Source organism: Tolypothrix sp. VBCCA 56010 (assembly GCF_050875635.1).
GTDB lineage: Bacteria > Cyanobacteriota > Cyanobacteriia > Cyanobacteriales > Nostocaceae > Hassallia.
Map to the genome: position 1 here is coordinate 1 of NZ_JBPAOH010000564.1, position 207 is coordinate 207.

Sequence of the window (207 nt, forward strand, 5' to 3'; positions counted from 1 at the left end):
GTCAGCATTCCAAAGTTTGCAAACCGCTTTTAGTAGATGGCGCAAAGGAATTACTAGACCGCCAACTCGTAAAACCCGTAAGAATAAACAGTCTTTCACTGTTTATGACAGCAACGGGAGCGTATTGGTCAAGTCGGGTAAATCTATTAAAATTCCTACTCTCGGCACATTTCGACTTCAGGAACCGCTAAAAGAAAATTATATCAG

The 207-nt window shown here is 41.1% G+C and carries 1 pseudogene; it reads left to right on the plus strand.

From position 1 onward, the window contains the following. Window positions 1–207: pseudogene (locus tag AABK37_RS42570) on the plus strand (hypothetical protein); the annotation flags it as partial.